This is a genomic window from Sphingobacterium olei (genome assembly GCF_005048855.1).
GTDB lineage: Bacteria > Bacteroidota > Bacteroidia > Sphingobacteriales > Sphingobacteriaceae > Sphingobacterium > Sphingobacterium olei.
In genome coordinates this window covers 391099-414424 of record NZ_SUME01000005.1, presented here as the reverse complement: position 1 = coordinate 414424, position 23326 = coordinate 391099, and the positions used below count along the sequence as shown (strand labels likewise).

Annotated in this window: 16 protein-coding genes; 8 read left to right on the top strand and 8 right to left on the bottom strand. The window is 44.1% G+C overall.

Annotation, left to right across the window (positions count from 1 at the left end; genetic code table 11):
• Window positions 1-13: 13 nt before the first annotated feature.
• Window positions 14-1189 (top strand): redoxin domain-containing protein, encoded by a 1176-nt coding sequence (locus tag FAZ15_RS14100; protein WP_136901955.1) that lies wholly within the window; start codon window positions 14-16, stop codon window positions 1187-1189.
• 403 nt (window positions 1190-1592) lie between these two features.
• Here FAZ15_RS14100 and FAZ15_RS14095 read toward each other — a convergent pair whose 3' ends face one another.
• A complete protein-coding gene (locus tag FAZ15_RS14095) occupies window positions 1593-2420 on the bottom strand; it encodes a hypothetical protein (RefSeq protein WP_136901954.1) in 828 nt (275 codons plus the stop codon).
• A gap of 458 nt (window positions 2421-2878) precedes the next feature.
• Here FAZ15_RS14095 and FAZ15_RS14090 point away from each other — a divergent pair, with 458 nt between their 5' ends.
• A complete protein-coding gene (locus FAZ15_RS14090; RefSeq protein WP_238387260.1) occupies window positions 2879-3868 on the top strand; it encodes an NAD(P)-dependent alcohol dehydrogenase in 990 nt (329 codons plus the stop codon).
• Between the two features lie 4 nt (window positions 3869-3872).
• Here FAZ15_RS14090 and FAZ15_RS14085 read toward each other — a convergent pair whose 3' ends face one another.
• Window positions 3873-4247 carry a YkvA family protein gene (locus FAZ15_RS14085; RefSeq protein ID WP_136901953.1) on the bottom strand — a complete coding sequence of 125 codons (375 nt, stop codon included), beginning with the start codon at window positions 4245-4247 and terminating at the stop codon, window positions 3873-3875.
• 218 nt (window positions 4248-4465) lie between these two features.
• On the opposite strand from FAZ15_RS14085, the gene FAZ15_RS14080 reads away from it, so the two are divergent.
• The 4 genes from FAZ15_RS14080 (at window position 4466) to FAZ15_RS14065 (ending at window position 10618) form a co-directional block, all read left to right on the top strand.
• Window positions 4466-5056, top strand: a complete 591-nt coding sequence (locus tag FAZ15_RS14080; protein WP_136901952.1) for an RNA polymerase sigma factor — start codon at window positions 4466-4468, stop codon at window positions 5054-5056.
• 121 nt (window positions 5057-5177) lie between these two features.
• Window positions 5178-6341, top strand: coding sequence for a FecR family protein (locus FAZ15_RS14075; RefSeq protein WP_136901951.1), 1164 nt, complete (start codon window positions 5178-5180; stop codon window positions 6339-6341).
• Window positions 6342-6534: 193 nt separating this feature from the next.
• On the top strand, window positions 6535-9849 hold the full coding sequence (locus FAZ15_RS14070) for a TonB-dependent receptor domain-containing protein (RefSeq protein ID WP_162304945.1): 3315 nt from the start codon (window positions 6535-6537) through the stop codon (window positions 9847-9849).
• A gap of 10 nt (window positions 9850-9859) precedes the next feature.
• Window positions 9860-10618: a hypothetical protein gene (locus tag FAZ15_RS14065; RefSeq protein WP_136901949.1), complete on the top strand. Its 759-nt coding sequence runs from the start codon at window positions 9860-9862 to the stop codon at window positions 10616-10618.
• 117 nt (window positions 10619-10735) lie between these two features.
• Here the strand turns inward: FAZ15_RS14065 and FAZ15_RS14060 are convergent, their stop codons facing one another.
• From FAZ15_RS14060 to FAZ15_RS14040, 5 genes are all read right to left on the bottom strand, one after another.
• A complete protein-coding gene (locus tag FAZ15_RS14060; protein ID WP_136901948.1) occupies window positions 10736-12337 on the bottom strand; it encodes a calcineurin-like phosphoesterase C-terminal domain-containing protein in 1602 nt (533 codons plus the stop codon).
• Between the two features lie 11 nt (window positions 12338-12348).
• Entirely contained in the window at window positions 12349-13785 is a 1437-nt protein-coding gene (locus FAZ15_RS14055) for a RagB/SusD family nutrient uptake outer membrane protein (protein WP_136901947.1), read from the bottom strand.
• 12 nt (window positions 13786-13797) lie between these two features.
• Window positions 13798-16959, bottom strand: a complete 3162-nt coding sequence (locus FAZ15_RS14050) for a TonB-dependent receptor domain-containing protein (RefSeq protein ID WP_136901946.1) — start codon at window positions 16957-16959, stop codon at window positions 13798-13800.
• Window positions 16960-17061: 102 nt separating this feature from the next.
• Window positions 17062-18006, bottom strand: coding sequence for a FecR family protein (locus FAZ15_RS14045; RefSeq protein ID WP_136901945.1), 945 nt, complete (start codon window positions 18004-18006; stop codon window positions 17062-17064).
• Window positions 18007-18108: 102 nt separating this feature from the next.
• Complete coding sequence (locus tag FAZ15_RS14040) at window positions 18109-18720, bottom strand: RNA polymerase sigma factor (RefSeq protein ID WP_136901944.1); 612 nt, start codon at window positions 18718-18720, stop codon at window positions 18109-18111.
• Between the two features lie 258 nt (window positions 18721-18978).
• Between FAZ15_RS14040 and FAZ15_RS14035 the strand changes: the two genes are divergently transcribed.
• Window positions 18979-19245 carry a CBU_0592 family membrane protein gene (locus FAZ15_RS14035; RefSeq protein ID WP_136901943.1) on the top strand — a complete coding sequence of 89 codons (267 nt, stop codon included), beginning with the start codon at window positions 18979-18981 and terminating at the stop codon, window positions 19243-19245.
• A gap of 8 nt (window positions 19246-19253) precedes the next feature.
• On the opposite strand, the gene FAZ15_RS14030 is transcribed toward FAZ15_RS14035, so the two are convergent.
• On the bottom strand, window positions 19254-19847 hold the full coding sequence (locus FAZ15_RS14030; RefSeq protein ID WP_136901942.1) for a TetR family transcriptional regulator: 594 nt from the start codon (window positions 19845-19847) through the stop codon (window positions 19254-19256).
• Between the two features lie 256 nt (window positions 19848-20103).
• Between FAZ15_RS14030 and FAZ15_RS14025 the strand changes: the two genes are divergently transcribed.
• Window positions 20104-23316, top strand: coding sequence for a SusC/RagA family TonB-linked outer membrane protein (locus FAZ15_RS14025; protein ID WP_238387259.1), 3213 nt, complete (start codon window positions 20104-20106; stop codon window positions 23314-23316).
• Window positions 23317-23326: the final 10 nt, after the last annotated feature.

Genomic DNA, 23326 nt, shown 5'->3' with positions numbered 1-23326 from the left:
AAATCCAATCTACATGAAAAAAATACTCCTACTCATCGTTCTCCTATCAGCAGGATACTCGGGATACAGTCAGCAGGCAGAACCGGCCTATAAGGCCAGTCTTGATTCTTTGAAGATCTTCATTGATCCTTTACAAAAGGAACTCATTCTTGAACGCCTTGTAAAAGAACACCCTGGCGATAGTTTTGACCAATACAGAGCTACACTCGTAGACAATTTTGTTGTTGCAAAGAACTCGGCCAAAGCTTTATTCCATTTTAACCAGATTGCAGAAACCGCAAGGATCATGTACGTAGGATCAGTGGCGACAGGAATCATGGCATTCGATTTGAAAACTGCAGAAACTTTAATTGAGCAGGAACTGGCAAATTCAACAAATGCGCCGGAAGACCGGCAGTTCCTGTTGCATCTTTATAGTCAGGTGATGGCTAAGCAAGGAGACTACAAAAAAGCCTTCGCTGCTATCAAAGAATGTTATGAAAATGCCATAAGAAAGACCGCTAGTCTGACTGCTGAATATTACTACCTGATGAGCAAAACAGGCGGGTACAAGGAAGCGCTTCCAGAGCTGGAAACAGCAGTGCTAGCAGGTTTGGCCGATTATGACTATAATGCCGAACTAAAAAGTGCTTACGTTAAGATGAATCCCGGCAAAGATCCAGATGCTTACCTAGCAGCGTTGACTAATGAGTTTGAAGGAAAATACAGGGCCTCAATAAAAGCCAAAATGCTGAACGAGCAAGCGCCAAATTTTAAAGTCACAGACATCAAAGGCAAAGAAGTGTCACTGTCTGATTTTAGGGGCAAAATAGTTGTTCTTGATTTTTGGGCGACCTGGTGCGGACCTTGTAAGAAATCTCTTCCGGCGATGCAAATGCTGGTCAACAACTACAAGCATGATCCAAGTGTAAAGTTTCTTTTTATTCATACCTGGGAGACTGTAAAAGATCCTAAATCAGATGCTGTGAATTATTTGCTGACACACAACCTGGATTTACCTTTGTACATGGACCTCAAAGATCCTGATACGAAAAAGAACCCTGCGGTATCTTCATTTGGTGTAAACGGGATTCCTGCAAAATTTGTCATTGACGGCAATGGAAAAATCCGGTTTAAGTCTAGCGGACTGACCTGGCCGAATGAAGCTGCAGTTAGGGAGTTGACCACCATGATAGAATTGTGCCTTTAGACCCAAAAGATGTTATGTTTCACCATAACAGCAACAGAATGAAACAACGGAAGTCATAATTTGTGGCTTTCCGAAAAAGTAGTATTGGGATTATTAATTCATAAATCTTTTTGCTTTTCGAAGTTGATTTTTTCGTCGTTACGTTGGCATATACACCAATGTATAATAAACAAGCTTTTACTATTGATCAACAGATAGAGCGTTTACGAGAAAGGGGATGGTTTGCGAACTAAACTGATCTATATCCTAGGTTGGGTAACAATAATCATTTATAATGAAAGAGATAAGACAGATCACAATAGTAGACGGGGAGCGGCCGGTAGTGGGTATTGAATAATTTTCAATAAAAGCGGAGTTGACGCTAATCAACTCCGCTTTTATTGTTGTAGGATATCGTGTTAAATTAATTCCAGAACCAGTTCCAGGCTTTCTCGAGTGCAGCCGCACTACTAGCAATAGCTGCTCCGGGACCAGCCCCTACACCACCTACCAATGCACCTACTACTGCTCCTGCTGCGTCGGCCCCGACGATATCACATGTGTGGCAGAGAGCGGCTATTTCTGCGTCTTGAAATGATTCGTAATAGCCACTTCTTCCCTTCTGGATCGCAGAGACATTATGCCAGTATCCAGCAGAGTAGCGTGCAACGGCATACTGATTCAGTAAGGCTTTTCTCTTTTCGTCGCTCAGCTCCTTATCGGCTAGGATCTTTCCTTCAATATCTTTTACGGCCTGAATAAATTTCAAGGTACGTTCGGTACTGTTGTTGCCATTTTCTGCATTCAACAGTCCGGTCGGAAGGGCATATGGAAAAGTCGGTGACGGGGTTAAAATCTCACAAATTATGGGGAACCATCGGCAAAGATTGGGTGGAAGCGATGATATTGGTCTTTCGATGTTCATTTCGCCATAGACTTCAAATAGTTTATGATAGCCCGCAACCTGCTCTTCACCAAACTCCATGTCGTTCGCGGCATAAAAACTAGCATAAATTTCCAACATCTTTTCTGGATTCATTTCTTTTTTTCCATCCGATTTGGCAATAAAGTGATCAAGAAAGGCGTTGTGCAATGCGCCCTCCTCATCGTAAGGGTTTTTGCTATTTTGCAGCTGCTTGGCAGAAATTTCACGTTCTTCTACTTGAGCGCCTGGCAGATCATCTTTTTGACAAGAGGTTAATGTTACGACACCTAATAAGGCGATTGCGATTAAATTTTGTAAAGTTTTCATAATTCTACTGTTTATTTACTTCTCCTACTCTTTTGGCTTTTCGGATTCCGCCGTCTGCTTCCGCATTCATAAGGATATCAAGAGAAGGTTTAATTTGTTACCCCCCAGAGTAAAAAAATAAATAGTACATGTTCCATTGCTTTACGATGACTTGCTGTTCGTCATTCCAAGGGGTGAAGTAATAACCAAAGAAATTGATTTAAGAATATATCGAGACTGGGCACTAAGATTAACTAAATTAACCCCTACTCGCGCCGGTATATGCAAATCGCCAGCGCGTGGGCTCTGTCCCGTTCCTAATCTACAAGACGTAGTAACGGAATAAATCATGTAGAATTAATAATTTATACATAATATTGTAAAACACGGGAGTTATCTTTATTTAACGAATCCATCATCATATGGAACTTAATAAAGTTTAAAACCCCAGAATAATTTTAAGGGAGAATAGTTAAGGTATGGACAAGAATAAATATATGAAAGCAGCAGTCTATACCCAGTATGGCGGGCCGGAAGTGGTTAGCATAATAAATGTACCTATCCCGATTCCTAAGGAAAGGGAGCTATTGATAAGAGTTCATTTCAGCACGGTTAACCGAACCGATACTGGTTTTAGAAGCGCGGAGTATTTTCTCTCGCGTCTGTTCAGTGGGTTGCTACGTCCAAAGACTCGGGTCCTAGGTTGTGAATTTGCAGGAGAAGTTGTTGAATTAGGCAGTGATGTCAATTCTTATGCTATCGGTGACCTTGTTTTTGGATACGATGACAGCGAATTTGGCGGACATGCGGAATACAAGGTAATTTCGGAAGACGGCGCGGTCGTTAACATCCCCAAGGGAATGGATACCAGGCAGGCCGCTGCCATGACGGAAGGCAGCCACTATGCCTTATACGACATTCAGGCAGCGAAAGTAAATGCAGGAGACACCGTACTGGTCTACGGTGCTACGGGTGCCATCGGTTCTGCCGCAGTGCAATTATTGAAACATATGGGCGCATTTGTCGTAGGGGTGGCAAACAGCAAAAATATAGAGCTCGTCAAATCTCTTGGTGCAGACGAGGCAATCGATTATCAGCGTCAGGATTTTACAAAAACAGCGCATCGTTTCGATTTTGTCCTTGATGCTGTTGGAAAGACTTCGTTCGGACAATGCAAACCGCTGATGAAGCCACAAGGCGTTTATATATCAACCGAGCTGGGCAAAAGATGGGAAAACGTCTGGCTTGCTTTAACTACACAGTTTGGGAAAGGAAAAAAGGTTTTGTTCCCCATTCCCACCATGCGCCGTGAAGATGCGCTTTATTTGCGGGATATCGCTGAGCAAGGATCGTTCCGACCGGTGATCGACCGGGAGTACACCCTTGATGAAATCGTCCAAGCACACCGCTATACGGACACTGGTCAGAAAACAGGAAATGTGATTATTTCCGTCGCGCCTATAAATTAGACCGCTAAGAATCCGGCTTTATCGCCCACTTCTGGTATTTAACTACTTCCGATTTTAAACGACTGAGGGCAAAGCCTACAATGGCAACATCGTCCACCCATCCTAAAATAGGAACAATATCAGGAATAGCATCCAACGGTGAGATAACATATACAATAGTCGCTACGATGATTCCAAGATTTAATTTACTTATTTTGTAACGACCATTGATTGCATCTTTAGCCATCGCTAAAATGACCTTAAATTCCTCTTTCCTATCCGTAAGATTTACAGACAAATTATCAGCATCGGCAATATCCTTGTTGGTTAGACTGTATGATTTGAAAACTTTAAAGAGTGCCACTGCTTTTCCAATATATTTTAATTTGTTCAATATCATTACACGTTAAATTATAAACACAACAGAGAAGATCAAATTTCACACCAAAAAGATAACAATTGATTTAACATTGTTTATTAGAGACTTTGTAGGATGATGTGTAAGTGCCGGATATGTAATGCATGCTTCCATAAAATCTACAAAACTTAATAATTACTTAATACGAACTCCATATTAGCGTAGTAGCAACAGTTTATTTTTGCCTCTGTTTATAAATTATGGCAAAATACGCATCATACTGTACGGACGAAATGCTTCTGGATTTGATCCAGCGCGAAGACGACCGCGCTGCTTTTGCCGAACTATACGACCGTTATTGGAAGATGCTAATTGATATGGCAGGAAAACGTGGCCTATCCATGGAATCTACTGAAGAGATCGTGCAAAATGTTTTTGTGGACCTTTACCTGCGCAGGGAGACTATTCAGGTGAATTCCCTGGAGGCATACCTCCGCACTGCCGTAAAATACCAGCTATACAAAACCTACCGTTCACAGCAGGTGCATGACAATTATGTAAATTCGGCAATTTATACCGAACAGCTGGAGCCGTTAACACCTGATACGGTACTGGAAACAAAGCAACTTCAGGATGAAATATCCCGGGCAACCGAAAAAATGTCTAACGCCTGCCGCAATGTCTTTTTGCTTAGCCGTATGGACCAATTATCAAACCAGGATATCGCGTACAAACTAGGGATATCGCTGGCCATGGTACGTAAACACATTACAAAGTCTATGAATATCATACGCGCGCAGTTCAAGGGCTACCCCATCAACCTAATTTTGGCCTGTATGCTATTCTTTTAACCATTCTTCGTGATAATTATCTTTTTGACAAACAACACGTTACCATCATTTCAAAAATTTCTTAAAAAAAACGTTCCCGCTATTGTTTCGCAGCGGTACTCCTTTATATAAAGCGAGAACAATGGACGACAAAAATGCCCACATCCTATCATTAATAGATAAGTTTGAGCGGGGCCTGGCTACAGACGAGGACATGCAGGAACTGGAAACCTGGTTCCAATCGTTTGAAGACCATCCCAATATTACCGATAAACTAACAACTGCGCAGCAGCAGAAGGCTAAGGCTACGCTGTTTCACCGCATCAATAATACGATCGAAGCCCCCTCGACAGATGAACAGCTGCCGCCCTCACACCCAAATAAGTTGGTATCGCTTTGGGTAAAAGTCATGGTTGCAGCAAGCGTATTAATCATCTCGACTTTAGGAACCTATCTGCTTGTAAATAGAAGTTTTAAGGAGGAGCAGGTAATTGCTACCATCACTGCGGATTTTGCCCCAGGTGGCAACAAAGCTATCTTGACTTTGGCAGATGGCAGACAAATTACCCTGAACCATGTCCAAAATGGTGAACTTGCCAGTCAAGGCAATACAATCATCCGAAAGGCAACGGATGGCACAGTATCATACGAGCAGCACGGGAACGAGAAGCACGGCATTCGGAATACGCTCAGCACACCACGGGGCGGTCAATACCGTCTCGTACTCACCGATGGAACAAAAGTCTACCTGAATGCGGCATCATCGATCAATTACCCCACCGCTTTTACCGAGATAGTTCGGGAGGTCGAAATCACTGGAGAAGTTTATTTCGAGGTTGCCCACGATGCTCGTAAACCATTTCGGGTAAAAACGGGTAAACAGATGGTGGAGGTATTGGGTACGCATTTTAATGTCAACGCCTATCCTAAAATGGGGCTCGTTAAGACGACGCTATTGGAAGGTTCGGTGGCCGTAACCACCGCAGGCAAAACAAAAATTCTTAAACCGGGACAACAGGCAATAGGTACGGGTACTGCCATTGCAGTTAGTGAGGTTGATGTCGCGGAGGTGATGGCGTGGAAAGACGGGTTTTTCGACTTTACAGACGCGGATATGCATACCGTGATGATGGAGTTTTCACGCTGGTACGACCTGGATATTGTATTTGAAGGTTCCCAAACCAAAGAGACTTTTACAGGACGAATTCCCCGTTCCTGGTCTTTTACCAAGGTTATGAAAATTATGGAGACTTTTAAATCTAGCCACCTAACGTTAGAAGGAAGGAGGGTAATGATAAGACAATAATTGCATGTTTAATTAAAAATGGGCACCATATACAATGAAAAAGCCAGAAGTGCTTGCAACACAACTGGCCCATGTCTGCATATGGTCATATGAATTTCGAGATACAAATAACTTTTTCACAGACAAACAAATGTATAAAAAATATACGCAAAAAAAAGGCGGGTGTAACAGCCATGTCCGCAAACTACTAAACATGACGAAGCTAACGTCTTTCTTTTTACTATTGGGAATGCTGCAGGTCAATGCAGCTGCGATTGCACAAAAGATCAGTCTTTCTGAGAAAAAAACCCCACTTGCCCAGGTCTTCAAGAAGATCAGCCGGCAAAGTGACTATGGATTTATGATCGAGGGGGCCATCTTAAAAGCGGCAAAACCAGTCACCATTACTGTTGAACATGCAGAACTGGAAGCCGTGTTGACAGCGATCTTCAATGACCAGCCTTTAACATTTGCAATTGGGGAGCAAGTGGTGCTGGTATCAGAAAAAGCAAATCTGCCTGCCTTGAATACCAGTCGCAGTGCCGGTCTATCGCCAAATACGCTTCCGCAGCAAGTCGGCCGTATTTCCGGAAAGATTGTGGACGACAGGGGCGAACCGTTGGCCGGCGCTAGTGTAAAAATCGTACAGACCGATGCATCATTACAGAGCAGCGTAGATGGAAGTTACAACTTCAGTATCACTCCCGGCAACTACACGATCGAGGTCAGCTATATCTCTTTCCAGACCAAGCGCATTACCGAAGTGGTGGTAAAAGCTGGAGCGCTAACCAGTCTTACGATAGCCCTGAGCCCGGCCATGAATGAGGTCAGCACGGTTGTCGTTACCGGTAGCTTCAAAAAAGAAAGCGTAGCTGGATTGTACGCACGACAGAAAAACGCGGCAATGGTGACCGATGGTATTTCGGCAGAACAAATTGCCGCCACACCGGACAGAAATATAGGCGAGAGCTTAAAACGAATCACCGGGTTAAGCACCACCGATGATAAAAACGTAGTGGTGCGTGGTGCTGCAGAACGATACAACATGGCGCAACTGGACGGTATATTGCTACCGAGCACGACAGTAATGAGCCGGAACTTTGACTTTTCGATCGTACCTACTAATCTGGTAGAAAGTGTAGTAGTCAGCAAATCTGCCACCCCCGATATGAACGCCGGCTTTGCTGGGGGCCTCGTGCAGGTAAATACCATTTCTATTCCCCAAAAGAATTTCCTGAGCTTCAGTTTGGGTAGTTCCTATAATTCCAGATCGACCGGTAAAGACTTATACGGCTACCAGCGTGGAAAATATGATTATTTGGGTTTTGATGACGGTAGCAGAGATCATTACCCCGAAGGACTTAACGATATGTCTAATTTTAGGCCTGGTAATGCGCCCAACAGCACACCTGTTGCAGAGGTAATCGAACAGAATCGCCGAATCGGCGGAACAGAGCGCCTAGGAGGCAGGGTATTTAAGGCGGCACCTTCTCAAAATTACCAGCTCAGCATTGGCAGAATTTACGACCTGTCGCAGCAAAGAGGGAATAAATTCGGGTTTGTCGGTTCGGTAAGCTACCGCAATACACAAAGCATTGACGATATCACCAATATCCGCCGGGGAAACTGGAGCGTTGTCGAAAATCCGGAAGACCCGAACGATCTCAACACCGGTGGAATATATAGTTTCAATACCACGCTTGGCACGATGCTGAACGCAGGGTACAGAGATGGCAAGCATCAGATTACATCTAACAATTTCTACTCCCGTGTCTTTAGCGAGCAAATGGAACGAATCACCGGTTGGGCGTTTTCTGAGCCGAAAGACGAAAGCACTTATCGACACCCGGTTATCCGCGAAGATGACCGCCCGGTATTTACTAATTTATTGCAAAATAAGCTTAGCGGCGAACATGTGCTGGGCCGGGTAAAATTGGATTGGAATGTGGCCAGAGTTACGAGCAATTCGGAGGAACTCGATGCGGTAACGGCGCTCTTGATGCCTGAGGAGTTGGCCAATGAAGTACGGTATAACTATATCCCTGGTCAGGCTACTACTTCTGGCGGAGGGGGTGTCGCTCAACGCGATAAGTACGTTTACAGGGAGCGAAACCTCACAGCAGGATTAAATGCGACTTTTGATTTTAATATTTACAACCAAAAGCAGGCTCTTAAAGCCGGACTCTATCATTTGGACCGACATGCAAGCTATGAGTGGACGATGCTGCCTATCGTCAGTTTTGCGACATTAGCCGACCTTTACAAAGACAGGCCGCTACAAGAATGGGGAAATGATATGGGTATGGAAAATCCTAACAAAGACCCATTTTACATGCCCAGTAGTTACCACCTGGACAGGTACGAAGGTAAAGATGTGAACAGGGCCGGCTATCTGATGATGGACAATAAAATTGCAGGCAAACTGCGGATGGTTTGGGGAGCCCGATATGAATACTTAAGGTATGACAGTCTGCAGAACAGCATGAATATGCAATGGACACCCGAAGTCACCCTTCGTGATAGTGTAAGATGGCGTTTGCTGCCTTCTGCACATTTAACTTATACACCCATCGATGACTTCAATGTTCGTGTTTCCTATGCCAAAACGGTAGTGAGGCCGTCGCTGATGGACAACTCCCGCTTCTCGCGTTACAATGCCTATTTGGGAAGAATGCAGGTCAATCTGGGACTGGAGTCGACCGCTATTGACAACTTTGATGTCAAGCTGGAATGGTTCCCCAACCCGGGAGACATCCTCTCTATTGGTGCATTCTATAAATATTTTGACAAACCTGCAGAGTTTTACGGTACCAACTCGATTTCAGGAACAGATAGGTTATATGTCTTCACCAATAACTCTGACTGGGGAAAGATCAGGGGAATGGAAATGGAATTTAGAAAGTCCCTTGGCTTTATAGCGCCCGAGGTCAGCGTCTTACGAAATACTACATTAAGCGGTAATATCACCCTGCTCAAATCAGAAGTGCGGTCCAGGGAATTGCGGTATGAGCAGGACGAAGCCGGCAATCAAATCTCATACTATATCTATCTAAAAAATAAGCGTCCGCTTTATGGACAGGTACCGCTCACCTTAAATGGGGGGTTAAATTATACTGGAAAACAGCTAGGGTTTAATGTCATATTTAACCATATGGGCTATAAAACATTTATCACCGGCGTAAGTCCGAATCTGGTCGAGTATGAAAGGCCCAGGAGCCAGCTGGACGCACAGGTAAACTATAGATTCTTTCATGACAGGGCACAGTTTAAACTTAACATGAGCAATCTTACGGACGCCCCTTACCGCTTTTTTGTAAATAGTGGAAAAACTTATGAATTGAAGACAGACGAGTTTAAGGTTGACCAGGAATGGCATGACATGTACAAATACAAATTTGGGTTTACAGACAAGTTTGAAGAAGGCTATAGTACCAAAGAGAACGGCTATCCAGAGCAGATAGGCGATGACCAGAGTTTTACGCGTTACATAGGCCGTAGTTTTAGCCTTTCTCTTTCTTATAATTTTTAATACATTTCAGATGAAAAATAGATATAAAATATTGCTTATTTCGATAGCCGTACTTGCGGTTTTTACCACTGCCTGTGAAAAGGAAGGCGAATTGGTCGTAAAAACGGTGAAAGAATTTAGGCCCATTGAGTTTAAAGGTTTTGTGATGCGTGATACGCTGGAACAATATTTCAACGGCGTAAAAATGCGTGATCTCTTTGGAAGGGTCAGCTATAACGGAAGGATTGCGTTTGAAGATGATGCACCGATCGTGATGGACCTGCGGAGAAAAAGTTCGGGTGAGATACTTTACAGCACGACGATAGAACAGGATGACCCCGCAGATGAAAGCTTTACTTTCTTCTATGATGGTACCAAGGTGACCAATACCTTTGCGTATCCGGATGCGGTACCTGGAGTGGATCAAATTGCATTTTATTTTGACTTCCCAGATGATATGCCGGTAGACATTGTTTATGGGGACGCTTCGGACATCAATTCGGTCACCTATCTCGCAAGAGATGTACAACCAAAGCAACGAACAGAATACTTCCAGATAGCACCATTGGAGGGAGAAATGTATGTTCTTCTTTTGAAGGCTGGCAAAAAAGAATATCTGCTAAATAATGATGTTAATTACAGTTATATGTCAACCATTCAATTACCGTCTAAATTGTGGGGAAGCCAGGGCGGCGTAGTAAAAAGCATGTATGTAGGTTTGCAAGCGGCAAATGGCATCGATCATTTGGTCCTGGCTGAAGCGGACCTTGTAGAGTTGATTGGAAGATAGTGTTGTACGTACCGTGACACAGGTAATGAATTGCAGCATAACTGTGGACACTTTTATGCTGCAATTCCATTACAATACGTACCTTAAAATTGACATACCTGTCACTTCTATAGTAGCTTATTTTAGCGCAGGATAATTCTTTGTCGGTTGGATTACATACGTACTTACGGCTTCATGCATTTTTCCATAATCATCCTCGGCCCGCACGCGAATCTCATGCTCACCGATGGCTAAATCGACCGGTAAACCGACCCGCCAAAGGTGCGCACTCAAAACGGCATCTGTGGGACGTCGCCCGGGCAGAAGTGTATCTAGGTTATCCCAGGGATATAAAAGTGCCAGGTAAGCCGGATCATTCGACCGGGTAGGCATCATTTTGCTCCAGGCACCTCCATCAATGGAAAACTCGACGGTACTCCCATGGTGGCCCATAAAAAAGTTTGCAAATATAGCTGCGCGCGTGCGTTTGCCCTGTCCAACGACTTTCGGATTGAATATATTGATCTGATATGTTGAATCTTTTCCTGACGCCTGGTAGCGAATACGGTATTTATGTGCGTCAAAATCTATAAACGCGTATCCATTCGGCGTACCATCACGCATAGTCGCCATGGGAACGCCGCGCTCATCCAATTGCCCGGAATACCAATCGCCGGAAGTGGTACCGGCATTGTACTCGTGATGGGGCTTTTCCTGGGGCCATCCATCGGTTTTTCCATAGAAATGCTGGGTTTGTGTGTGCATGTGTGCAGATAAGGATAACGTGTTTGGATACTCTTTTAGCAGATCGAACAATCGTTGCCTATCTTCGGCTCTAAACGTATCTCCATTTCGATGATCTAAAGGAATATGGAATGCTAAAACGACCAGACGGTCTTTTGCAACATGTTTTAGATCATTTTCAACAAAATCGAGCTGCTCTTTTCGAAAACCACCTAAATAACCACGACCGGTACGCGGGTTGGGATACCGCACGTTATCGAGGACAATAAAATGCACTTTTCCATAGTTGAACGCATAGTTAGCCGGGCCAAAATTTGCTTCGAATGTTTCGTCCGACAGGCTATCGGCATCGACATCAAAATTCATATCATGGTTACCCTTTAGATTGTACCACGGAAGACCAATACGCGCGATGCTCGCTTTATAACCCGGGTGTAGACTTAAATCATCACCAACGAGATCACCTAGACTTAGCCCAAATGCCACATTTTTGATACCCACTACCTCGTCCACAATTGCACGGTTGAAGAAAGTCAATTCCTGCTCAGTATATGCCTGCGGATCACCGAAGACTAACATCCGAAACTGATCAGCCTCCTTCGCTTCCGTTAAGCCAAAATCGATTGTTTTTGGGAGAGGACCTGTGGGGGCTACACCCGCATACTGCAGGTCTGTGGGAGATCCCTTCGGCTTGTGGATGTAATACGATTTCGCCAGGTTATCGCTATCAAACGGCAATGTATAGCCGCTAGGTTTAATGACAAAAATTATGTTATCATCGCCTACAGGAAGTTGATACGCCCCATTCGCATCCGTTAATACAACAGCCGATCCATTGCTCACCGCTACGTTGGCTATTCCTAATTCCTTTTTATCCCACTTGCCATTGTTGTTCAGGTCATGGTAAACTCTTCCTTTTGCTATTTCCTGAGCTTGGCACCATGCCGAAAGCAACAGCATGCTGCTACTTAAAATAATAGATAGATTACGTCTCATTGTCTGTATACTTATTTGTTAAAGGGCATGATGTATTGTGATGATTTGTTGGCGACCAGTACCTTGTTCATGTCATGTTTCATGGTCACTACACCACTGGCAGTATCGTATGTAAAATCGTCCAGTCCTCTATTGAGCGGAATAAATGAAGGGATAATCGCTTTGGTATGCTCCATAGTTACATTTTTATTGTTCAGCTGTTCGCGTTGGGAAACCGGAAACCGCATCCCTAGATCCGTCATACGACGCCCCTCCGCTATAAAGATCTCCTGACGAAGTAAATATATATGGTACAAGGCTTCGTCTTCCGTCACAATCGCATCAATATCGTCTACCATGATATGGGTACCTGAAACACTGTACGCAGGGATAGTGCCTTTGGAGCGATCCATTACTAAGCCCGACTTCAACTGGCTTTCGCTGTCGAATTTTACCTGTACCGCCGTGATAGCATAATCCTTTCGATTACCACCATTACGGGTATCGTTCTTGTCGTTGAGCTGCACAGTAGGTCTTTTGCTTACGGTATTGATCAATAAATCTTTAAGTGTTTGCTTAGCGGCGGCGACATCACGGCCAGCCACTTGGGCTTCAGCTAAGATCAGGTATGCTTCCTCGGCTTTTGCAATAGCAATCGGCTTCTCATCGTTGAAAATAGCGGCCGTCTGATGGAAATATTTCGGATCTAAGAAGTCCAATCGTGGCAGCGGTGCGAACGAATTTGTCGTCGAAGAAAAAATAGCACTCTGAAAATTATTTGAAGGTCCATTCTGCGTGCCGTATTTCACTTGACGCAGCAGTAACGGAGCGGATAACACCTGACGCGCAAAGGCGGAAGCCTCTTGTACATTACCCAAGCGGTGGTGACAGCGGGCCAGCAGCAATGTACAAGCATCTTTATCTACAGCTTCGGTATAAAGCGACGACGCCTCGCTAAGCGTGATAATGGCAGCTTGTAAAAGCTGTTCGGGGTTCCTTACCTCGCCCAACGCCGTGGTAGGCATACCTACATACAGATCCGCCGCAAGCAGGTGTGCATAAGCTTTAAAGAACAGCAATTCCGCACGGCTTTTAGACACATCCCCTTCCGCTTTAGGGATCAGGGTATTTAGTCCATATTCGCTCATCTCCATGAGCCTGTGTATAGACGCCTGTATATTGGCCACATCCTGATCAAAATAGTTTATTTCCGGGTTGTCGAACACCTTACTACTCTGTGTGTAATTATTAAAATAATTGTCCGACACCAGTTCGGTGAACTCCACCACAGTTCCAACCGTAAGGCTTGCTTGCCGGTTAACACCTTTTAGCCAGATCTCGAGTGACTGAAAGCTTGGGATAAACCGCTCCTCCGTAACATAGGGATTGGTAACCTCGAACACTTCACAAGAACTCAGCAAAAGCGAGGCACTTGCGATGGTATATAGGGATTTTTTAAATAGTTTCATACGTATTCTTATTTAGAAAGACATTTTTAAAGACATGAGAAATTGACGGGGTGCCGAATAGGTTGCGTACGATATACCACCCGTGGTCGCTCTGCCCTGACCTTGCGCACTACCGCTGATCGTTGCTTCGGGGTCGAAGGAGGATGATGCGAAATTGAATGGATTCATTACCGTGGCACTAATCAGCACGTTTTTGGCGAAGGAGCGCATGGTATTAGCTGGCAGAGCGTAGCTGGCGCCGATGGTTCTGATTTTAATGTAATCGGTTTTCTCTACAAACATATTCGCAAACTGTAACCAACGGGTACGTTCAAATGAAGAGTTGATCTCACCTTCAGGGATACCTTCATTACCTGCACCGTAATTGTATCGAAACTGACTATCCCAATTATTTGCATAGGCCCCTTGCTGGTAGTCTCCGTTCGCAAAGATATTTAGACGCTGCCACTGAAAGTTAACCCCCATACTCCCGAAGAGACTAGGAATAGTCGTACCGAGATCCTGTAGTGGCACCGTCTTTGCAAGAATACCATCTTCACCGAACTCGCCGTAGCTCCCTCTGATAAACCCGATTGGATAGCCTTCTTGTACCACAGTCTGAATTGTACGCTCACTGAAGCCTGCGATATTAAACGGCGCCTGCCCTTTAGAAGACAATACTTTATTGTAAAGTGTATTTACTGCAAAATTCAAACGAAGGGACGTTTTTTCGTTTTGCATCGCAACAACCTGCGTAGCGAACTCTAGCCCTCTGTTGAGTATGGTACCGACGTTGCGTAGTGCTGGATTTTCTGCTGTGGAAGGTGGTGGCGGCACATTAAAAAGTGCATCACGAGTTATAGCATGGTACATGCCCGCAGAGACCGTCAGGCGATCTTTCCAAAATCCAAGATCAAGCCCCGCTTCAAACGTCGTCGTTTTTTCAGGCCGTAGGTCCACACCCGGCATACCAAATGTTGCGGCTTGATCTCCTAGATATCCAGAAAAATTCATCGTCCGCAAATTTTGAAAAGGAGGCGGAAAATTTCCAGCTAAACCGTAATTTCCGCGCAACTTTGCAGAAGGAATAAAAGACAGGTTGTCGGTCCACCACTGCTCTACAGAAGGTATATACGAGAATCCCACTTTTGGATAATACTGTACACCGATATCATCGCCGAACGCACTATTGCCATCACCACGAAGTCCTAAATCTAAAAACATTTTGTTCTGCCAGCCCAGATTCGTTTGCACATAAACACCATAATTGACGACTTCGAGTAAAGCATCATTACTACTTGTCAAGATCGCATCAGAAAGGCTTCTTGCACCATCGCGCACATTCGTTCCGTTGTACGCGACCTGTCTATCCTCGTTACGGAACAGCTGACCCCCAACTGTCGTCACCGCAGAGAAGTCGCCAATTTCGGCTTTGTGCTGTGCATTTAGCTCCAGGGTTATACCCCAATATTTTCGTTCGCCGTTGTTGATACTTCCGCGATCCGTGGTAAGATTTCCGGTGGTATGGGTCAGGTATTCGTTGGTCGTGATGGACTGGTTGCGCACCACACGATAGTCGATACCACCTACAGCCTTCACATTCAGGTTTTGCATCGGTCGGTATTGGAAACTTTGAGACGTCTGAAAACGGTTCACAACAATCTCATTATCCTGAAGACGCTCCGCTTTGTGCACATACTCTTTCATCTTCGCAAAATCTTCCGCAGAAAGATCGTCGATCCTTGGATTGAAGCGAGGCGTTGGTCCTGTCACAGCAGAAGCCCCACTCTCTACGTACCACAGCCCGGTGTATCCACCTTGGTTCCCATTACGGTTACGCTTGTAAGCATTGTTTACAAAGGTAAAAGTGCTCTCATACGACACCTTGTCGTGCAATTCCGCCTTAAAACCCGATCGCAAATCGATACGTTGGTTTTCATTCTGTTTAAAGAGCTGTACACCGGAGCTATTTAAGTAAGCTCCTGTAACACTATATCCGACTTTACCACTATTACCATTTACGGCTACATTATAGCGCTGAAATAAGCCAGGCTCGAAAAGCAATTCCTTTGTCCGATCGAAGTGCAAGAAATCGGTGGTGGTTCGCTCCGCGCCGATTGTAGCTTCGGCAGACACACTCGTACGATCTGCTCCACCTTTTTTCGTAAAGATCTGAATGACCCCATTGGCTGCATCCGATCCGTACAACGTAGTCGCGGCACCACCATTTACATATTCTACACGCTCGATGTTGTCGATGGGAATATCGGCCAAGGCACTTACACCGGATCCCTGTGCGCTCCCACCTCCGATCGCCGATGCTGTATTTAGATTATCCATACGCACGCCATCAACATAGATCACTGGCGTAGAGTTTACAAATGCTGATACGACGCCGCGCGCGCGGATGATTGAAGTCGCTCCGGATTGCCCTCCTGTCATTCTAATTTGAGCGTTTGGAAGTTTAGATTGTAGCAGCTGATCAAAACGAGTGGCCGGAACTTTTTCCAGTTCGGCACCGCTGATGCTCGCTATATTTGTAGACAATCGTCTTTTGTTAATGTCTAATCCCTGTCCTGTGACTACGATTTCATCAAGACCAAAATGATCTTGTTCCAGTAAGATGGAAAGTGGCTGATTTAACTCGGATGAAGAGATCGACTTATCTTTCGTTTTATAGCCCATATAACTAATGCGTAAAACTGCGTTATCACGGCTATGAAGTGTTAATCTAAAAGCACCTTCTAGTGTTGTCTGTACGGAACGATTACTTCTTACAAGGGCCACCGTAGCTCCGGGAATAGGCTTGCCTGTTAACGCATCGTTAACGGTACCCTGTAAAGTAATTTCCTGCTGTGTACTCGATTTTGCAACCGATGAGTTTGTCGCAATTTTATGCAACACAATCATATCGCCTTTAATTTGGTAACCGACACCGGTTCCGGATAACAAATCCGCCATAGTCTGACGTAGCGGCTCTTCCACATTATAGGGTTTCGCTACTTTGTCAACAAGGATCTGCTTGTCGTATACCAGGCGTTTGCCAGCGTGTGTGGCTACGTGTTCCAGTGACGACAACAGGGTGCCCCCATCTTGCTGTGTGGACAAAATCCCAGCGGGAGTCACGATCTTGCTATGCACTGTAGCCCCGTTCCATAGGCAGAGGCCAGCCAGCGCGAATAAGTAAATTTTCATTTGTTAATTAATAATAAAGTGTGTATTCATATACGTATTAATTCCTATTCGACTTCCGAACCTATAGATTTGCGCGCAGTCCGACAGTCTTGTAGGGAGTTTCTATTGTTGAGGGATCGATGATCTTAGCATGATCGTATTCCCATTTTTTATTTGCTGTGTACCCGTTGCCAGGCATATCATATCCAAAATTTCGTCAAGAGGTTGGTCGGATTGAAATTCCCCGGAAAACTTATGTTTCCTTTCCAACCCGTTTTCAATTGTAAGGACAACGCCGTACCGGTCTGCAATGGTTTCAGCAATCTGTTCTAGGTTATTTTCTTTGAAGGATAACACCATGGAGCCGTCAAACTCCCGATCTACCCATCCTATTTGATCGTTATCCAACGCGTAAGTAAGGCTATCATTTGCCCATAATGTATACGTTTCGCTTGCTTTCGTTGGCTTGCTTACACGTACTTTGCCGCTCTTTACCCAGATCGACCAAGCAGCATCTTTTATAGATGTCCGAATGATAAAAGATGTACCCAGTACTTCAGTTTGCATCCCGCTTCCTGCTACACGAAATGGTCGTTCGGGGTTTCTATGTACCCGAAAAAATGCTTCACCTTCCACTAGTCTAACATTTCGATCTGCTAACTTTTCGAAATCATCGGCAACGATAAGTTGTGTGTTTTCTTGTAAGGTCACTACCGATCCATCTACCAATTCGATTGTTTTAGACTCCCCTTTACCCGTAGTGAAGGTATGGGGTCCACGATCAGTATTGCGGACTGCAAAAAATCCGATTACGATGAGTGCTACAGCCGCCCCTAAAGCCGGCCATAGTATAATCCGCTTCGTCATTGGCCTTGCATCGTTTGTTATGTGTTGATTCTCGATACCAGCCCATATCGCTTTCTTTATGTCATGAAGATCAGTAGGTGTGTGAGGTATCGGCAGTTTTTCGACCGATGAAAGCCAGCTATCCAAGGCTTTTTTCTCAGTGGCACTATTGGTACCGTCTAAATAATTTTTGATGATCGCTTTGATCCGCTTAATATGCATACACGTCTTCGTCTTTATAAGTATGTCTATAAAAGTGATGCACAGGACTAGTGAAGTGTGTTATGAAATAATTAAGTGTATATTAAATCGCGCTAGTACGGGTTAGGATCCCGTGCCCAGAAGTATCAATAGCGACACATATGCCATGTCGCTAAGCTCAATACGCAATTTCTTTCGCGCGGCCGCTAAGTGATTTTTAACCGTATCTTCCGAAATATTTAGCTGCGTGGCGATTTCTGTTATACTTAAGGCGTCCTTTGCTTTGAGTTGGATGACCGCCTTCATGCGCTCTGGAAGCTTTTCAATCTGCACTTCGATTTCCGCCTGTAACTCTTTTATAATAAGGGGATCCACAAACTGCTGAAAGCTATTCTCAATTAAATTTTCCAGTGGCACGTTACGCTCGTGCGCCTCGAGGCGCTTTGTTAGCTTGGTTAGCGATTTATACCGCACCGATGTAAATAGATATGCCTGTAATGACGTCTGTATGTCAATATCGTACCGACGATTCCAAAGACTGACAAACACCTCCTGCACCGCATCCTGTGCGTCGTCATCGTTGCGCAGCAAATTAAATGAAAATTGAAAAAGGGCAGCCCAGAAATGATTGAATAACTTCTTAAATGCTTCATCCGCATTTGAAGTGCGTAATTGTATTACATCTACCTCACACCGATGCATTTTTGTGATACTTGAACCAGTTTGATTATCCATGGTGCCCAAAATTACAGTTAGAACATTAAGTCTTCATTAAGGTATTATAAGACTTCGATTAACTCATTTATATACCTTTATATGTAATTCGTTCTTCCTATATGCTGCCTGCGGCAGCATATTCTTGAAGCTGTAGGTAATATTTAATAAACGCTACGTATGTGGAGGAGGCTGTCGTTAACAAAAACTTAATACATCAGCATTCATGTTCTGGAAGGTATTTTATACCTTCGTTTTGATTAAAAAACACATGATATCATGGAAATTATTGTATCTATATTTGGGTGGGTAGGTGTCGCTTGTTGTACACTAGGTTTTCTCCTGATAAACCTCGATATCATCCAATCCAATTCGTGGATTTATCAGCTTATCAATATTATTGGTGGTCTAGGCCTGGCGGTGAGCGCACTTTATTTCCATGACATGCCTAATATAACGTCTAACTCCATTTGGATTGTAATCGCTGTTTACGGCTTGTTGAAACCATATCTTAGTAAGCGGCGGCGGATCAAAGCAGCAGCATAACACGCTTATTAGATCTTCAAAACGGAGAGCGCATACTGCTTATAGTCCTTAAGTTTCAATTCATATTCCGCTTTTTCAGAAACTAGGCTAGAATAATAATAGGCTCCATCTACTAAAACATAAATCAAATCGGCTGTCTTTTCGGGAGATTCTATTTGGATAGCGCCACTATCGTTACACCTTAGTAAGATCTCCGCCAGATGCCGGCGCAACGCGTCTTGCAGACTTTTGAACTTCTCCTTGATCTTTTTATCCCTGAATCCCATCGCATAGCAACTATAGAACACACTGTCGTTAAACAAAGTATTCCATTTTTTAGAAAACAGCTTGTCAATTAATTCGATCAAATAACTTTTGTGATCATCTTCAGCAAGTTTTTGCCGTTTATAGATGACCAAGTACTTTTCGAGTATGAAGTCGATTAATGCATAATTGAGTTCTTCTTTATTCTTGAAATAGTGGATGATCAGACTCGGATTAATCTGCATCTCCGTCGCAATTTTAGCAATGGACGTATTCTCTAACCCCTCCTTTTTTGCTACTAAATAATATTTTTCGATTATTTCTTTCCTTCGCTCGTCCTTTAAACTATTTCTCCCCATAACTGAGTTCTATTTTGTATGAATGTTCAATAAATAAATTGATGGTCTAATATCTGTACATTTTTTGAAATACCGATACTTTTTCTACAATTACACACTGTAGAATAGTATAAATATTATTTAAATACATTTTTCATACTGACGTAATATTGAGTTAACAAAAGCATAGTATTTTTGAATGAACATTCAATTAATAATAATTATGAAATATAGCCAAAATCGAAGAGGCTCATCATGGAGTATGTTATGCAAAATCATGCTTCTATTTTTAGTTTGGTCAATGCCTGTTTATCTTTACGCACAGGGCGGTTCGCTCGCTGGAAGCATATCGGATACGGATGGTAATCCGCTATCCGGCGTGAGCGTCGTAGTAAAAGGAACGGGCAAAATGACTTCGACCAACGATGCGGGTCGTTTTAACTTAGATGGGATTCTTGATAATTCCACAATAATTTTCCGAAACATAGGTTATATTACTCAAGAATTAACGGCAAGCCCTGGAGATATTCTGCGCATCACGATGGAAAATGACCAAGGGGATCTGGAAGAAGTTATCGTTGTGGGGTACGGCACGCAAAAGAAGGTCAATCTTTCTGGTGCCGTAGATTATGTTGGTGGCAAGGTATTAGAAAGCCGCCCGATATCCAATGTGGCTCAGGGGCTTCAGGGAATTTCTCCGAATTTAAACATTCAGTTTAATTCGGGAGCGCCAGGTGCTACGCCTAATATTAATATCAGGGGTATTACATCCATCAACGGGGGCGACCCACTGATTCTCGTGGACAACGTTCCAATTTCACCAGCTGAATTAACCCGGATTGCTCCGCAAGATATCGAATCGTTTTCGATTATTAAAGATGCATCGGCGGCCGCGATTTACGGTGCCCGCGCATCTTTCGGTGTTATAATCATCACCACGAAAACAGGTATTGGTGGGGTTAAGATAAATTACAGTAACAACTTTACCTGGAACACACCGACTGTGTTGGCGGATCAGATTACGGATCCTTACGTGTTCTCCCGTGTGCTGCAGACATCTACTGATAACACCCCGTGGAATAATGTGAATTATTCCGACCAGCATTATCAATATGCTAAAGAGCGTTCGGATAATCCCTCCATTCCGGGCGTCCGCATAAACCCTTCAAATCCTAATGCATGGGAGTACATGGGAGACAGAAACTGGACACGTTATTTTCTCTCTGACTGGAATTCAACGCACACGCATGACCTGTCGATATCGGGCGCCAGCGAAAAAACACAATACTATCTCAGCGGGAGTTTCAACAGGCAGAACTCGCCAGTCAAAATAACGGATGATTATTTTGATCGCTATAACTTGCGTTCTAAGATCAACTACACGCTTAACGACTTTATCTCGGTCGGGAATAACACGGTCATCGGCAATACGAGACGACTCTCTCCATCGCAGATGAACCTATTGGATATATACAATATATTCCCAACAAGCTACGATAAAAATCCGGATGGTAGCTGGGCGAATTCTTCCGCCGGCTTAATTGCTGCACAAATGGTCGACGGTGGAAAACGAGACCTAAAACGTTTGGACGTACAAACAACGTTCAACACGGAATTCCGTCTCATCAAGGATAAATTTAAAATCAATGCCGATTATACGGCGCAGCGCAATTCCTTAAACCTTAATGCTTATCGAACACAGTATCAGATCGGCCATGGCCCGGATGATGTAAGAACAGAAGGTACTAGCGAAGCTTACCGCGAAGCCGGTTTCTCGTACTACAACGTGTACAATATTTACGGAACTTATATGCAAACTTTTAATAAGCATATGGTCAACGCTGTTGTCGGCTTTAACCAGGAAGATTACCGTTATGAATTGGTGGACGCTAAACGATTGGGTCTAATTTCAGCGTCTTTTCCTACCGTTGAACTTGCCACTGGTGCGATGGAAATGGGTGAAGCTGTAGATACCTATGCGCTTCGCGGTGCATTTTACCGATTTAACTACACCTATGACGACAAATACATCGTCGAGTTTAACGGTCGTTACGATGGCTCTTCCCGATTCCCGAAGGATAAGCGCTTCGGGTTCTTTCCTTCTGGATCCGCGGCCTGGCGCTTGGATCGGGAGAACTTCCTATCCTCCGTAAATGGTTTAGACTTACTGAAAGTGCGGGCGTCTTACGGTGAACTCGGCAACCAAGCGGTATCAAATTATGGTTATCTTCCGTCTATGGATAAACGCGACTCGGATTATCTGCTAGGTGGCAACAGAGCGATATATATCCAGGTACCACCTTTGGTATCACCGAATTACACCTGGGAAAAAGTGAACACGGTCAATGTCGGATTGGATTTCGCCATTCTCCGCAACAAGCTTTCCGGTAGTTTTGATTACTATTCCAGAAGAACCTTAGGTATGCTGACGTTGGGCGCTGAACTTCCCTATATCCTGGGTGCTGCGGAACCCCGTGAAAATGCGGCGGATTTAAAAACAAACGGATGGGAATTGACCTTAAATTACCAGGATCGTTTCGAAATCGCAAATGATCCGTTGCGCTTTAATGCAAAATTCCTGCTATCGGATTCATACTCGGAAATTACCCGTTTTGACAATCGCGATAAGACCCTCACCCAATTCTATAAGGGTATGCGCTTAGGTGAAATATGGGGACTGGAAAGTGACGGATTTTTTGAAACTACTGAACAAATTGGGCAGCTGGATCAATCTACTATTATTCCATGGGGCGCATTATCTATCGTACCGGGATGGCCTAAATACGTCGATCAAGATGGAAACGGAAAAATTGAAAAGGGTACTACGGTATCGGATCCAAAGGATCTTAAAAAGATCGGTAATTCGACGCCACGGTATCAATTTGGCGTTGATCTGTCGGCCGACTGGAAGGGGTTTGATGTACGCGTTTTCTTACAGGGGATCGCAAAACGCGATTATTATCCGATCGATTATTTATACTGGGGCCCTTATCAGCAGCCATATGGTAATATTTATGGTCATCTATTGGACTTCTACAGACCGACGAGCGATTCGGAGGTGGATCGCGCAAAGCACTCGCAGGCTTATCTGGATTTGGGACTCGCCGATCAAAACCTGAACGCCGCCTATCCTGTTTTGCAGTCTTGGCTCGCTGATCGAAACCTGGGAACGCGTATTGACCAGGCACAAGGTCTTGCCATTCCACAAACAAACTACTTACTCAATGCGGCTTATCTGCGATTTAAGAACCTGACAATCGGTTATTCATTACCGCAATCCTGGACCTCGCGAGCCAAAATTAGCGGTCTACGCGTCTATTTGAGTGCAGAAAATATGATGGAATGGTCTGCTGTGAAGAAATATTTTGATCCCGAAACCCTAAACCAAAATACCTACACCGACCCCAGAGTAAGTCCCGGACGTGAAGGAAATGGATTAACCTATCCGTTTCAGCGTAGCTTCTCTGGTGGTATTCAATTAACTTTTTAATATAAACACG